The 2483-nt window shown below is 58.7% G+C and carries 1 protein-coding gene and 1 pseudogene; both read left to right on the top strand.

Features of this window, described 5'->3' with window-relative positions:
* A pseudogene (locus DQ405_RS28000) lies at positions 1 to 1245 on the top strand (hypothetical protein); the annotation flags it as partial.
* Positions 1184 to 2341: a hypothetical protein gene (locus DQ405_RS28005; protein ID WP_241730235.1), complete on the top strand. Its 1158-nt coding sequence runs from the start codon at positions 1184 to 1186 to the stop codon at positions 2339 to 2341. The pseudogene DQ405_RS28000 and the gene DQ405_RS28005, both read left to right, overlap by 62 nt.
* Positions 2342 to 2483 lie beyond the last annotated feature (142 nt).

Genomic DNA, 2483 nt, shown 5'->3' on the forward strand with positions numbered 1-2483 from the left:
TTTGTACGCGTTGTCCGTAATGGCCCTGGCACGCCAAGTACATCAGATGAGCTGACTGTCTTCGTCAAGGACACGCGACCTGGCCTGGATGAACAGCCCGGGCTGGGGTACCACGACAAATTGCTGCTCAGCTTGCCGGACGACCTCGCAGCGCCCGGCGCAGTCTTGACTCCGGAGCGCGCCGCCCAAGGCGTAGTGTTCACGCTCGATTACCCCGGTAAACGTGTGCGAGACAAGATTCTTTTGTATTGGGACACGATCGCGCAGGTGGTGGTTTTCCAACTCGATGACGACCACGCCAGCGGGGCAAAGCCGATTGAAGTGGAAGTTCCGGCAAGCGTCATCGGCACCGGCAGCGGCCTCCTACCGATACGTTATCAGGTGCTCGATGAAGTGGAAAACCGCTCCGGGCATGTCGAGCACTTTTCTCAGGCCGTGCATGTACAGGCCGAGCTTGACCCCAGCCTGCTCAGGCGGGCGCGCTTCCTCGTCGGCTCCACCTCGGTCACCTCGGTCAATTATGATCAGGATGCAGGGAAATTCTTTGCTGTTCAGGTAGTCACGCCTTTTCAGCTTCCGGATGGCCGTTTTGTCCCGGCGAATACTCGCGTCATTGCAACCTTGAGTGGTACTCACGCCGATGAGTCAACGTTTGAACTCGATCTGACCGATCAGCGCGCGGACCCGGGTTGGCCGACTTCGTTTCCTGTCGATGACGACACCATCAAACAATTGATCCAAGGCTCGATGAAGATCACCTGGCGGCTTGAGTTCCCGCTGGGCACCTTACTGGCCAAGTCCCAATCCCTGACGATCCTGATCTCTGGCACGATTGCGGACATGCCGGCAGTCACGGTGGTGCAGGCCGATGCCGGCTTGATTGACCCCGAAGAGCCTTACATCACCATTAATTATCCGAACCCGGCCTATACGCCCTACGATCCGGATAATCTGGTCAGGCTGCGGCTGGAGGCTGTTCTACCGGGTGGCGGGCTCGTTGAATACGAACAACGCCATAACGCAGGCGCTCCACCACCGCCCACCCGTTTTCGTACCGTAACCCAAGCCAACTTCGCTCGATTTATCGGGCTGGGCGATGTGCGGGTTTTCTACACGGTAGACGACGGCCTCATGCGGGCATTGGGTACAGGGACGCAGGCCATCCGCGAGTCAGAGTCGACGTATGTGCGGTTCGGCGAGCGTATTGCCGAAATGCCAAGGCCGGAAAATCGACCGGGTCGATGAGGACGACAACCTAGACCCAGATGACTTGTTTGGCCAGCTCGACATCACGCTGCCCTACGCTGAAACTTACGATGGCGATGTCTTTACATGGCGCCTGACAGGGACGGCTGTGGACGGTAGCACCCAGGGTGACATCCGCCTGAATCGCGCCACCGCGGGAGCCCCCGTCTCCTTTTCGCTGGATCGGCACTACGCCGACACCAACCTGGGCGGCGTGATTCGCTTGAGCTATTCAATGATCCCCGCGAATGGTGGGCGCACCCTGCGCTCTGAAATACTCGAAGTGACTGTCGGTAAGGCGCTGGGTGACCTGCCTTGCCCGGAAGTCCTCGAAGCATCCAAAGCCCCCGACCAATTGGCACCGGAAGCGGTTACCGCCGGTGCGACCATTCGGGTCACCTTCGCGCAGATGCTACCGACCGACCGTATCCGAGCGTGCTGGACCGGCATTCCCGACATCGGCAGCCACTGTGAAACCCAAGACGGCAACCCCCGTAAAACCGTGGACTTCACCGTCCCGCCTGAAGTCGTGGGCGCCAATATTGCGCCATTTGGCCAACGGATCAACGTGCAATACTTCCTCATACGTAACGGACGAGAAACACCTTCTCCAATCCTCGACCTGCTGCTGCTCAACCTGACCACCTTGCCGATCCCGACCATCGAAGGGATTGGGGACGCCCCGGTGCTCGAGACCTCCAAGTTGAATGGAACCGAGCGCACGATGATCAATATCTGGCACTTCATTCATCGGGCTCAGCGCATCTGGATGGAGTACAGCGGCACCTATGATACCGTTCCAGAGACGCCATACTTCGAGGCCACCTACACCAACAACCTCGTGACCGAAGAAGGCGAACGCACTGGGATCCTGCCACCGACCCCCGTGGACGAACTGCGCAAGCTCAAGGATGGAACGCTATTAACCGTCCGTTTCTGGGTCTGCTTTGACCGCAGTTTCAACAAGGCCAATGCGGTGTTGTTCCGCGAGCGCCACTACACCATCCAGTCCCTGCCGGGCGTTGTTGCCCCACCCGTTTATCAATGGCACCACCGACACCGGGCCGAACGTGACGGTGGACCCGCTGCCGATTGAGCACAATACGACGGTCACTGTTCTCTACACCGGTATGAGCAATCGGGATCGCATAACGTTTGAATGGATTTTTGCCGATGGTACCCACCATACGGCGGTCGAAAATGGGTTGGATGGGGGCACGGTGGTGTTCAACCTGACC

The organism is Pseudomonas sp. SST3 (assembly GCF_003325755.1).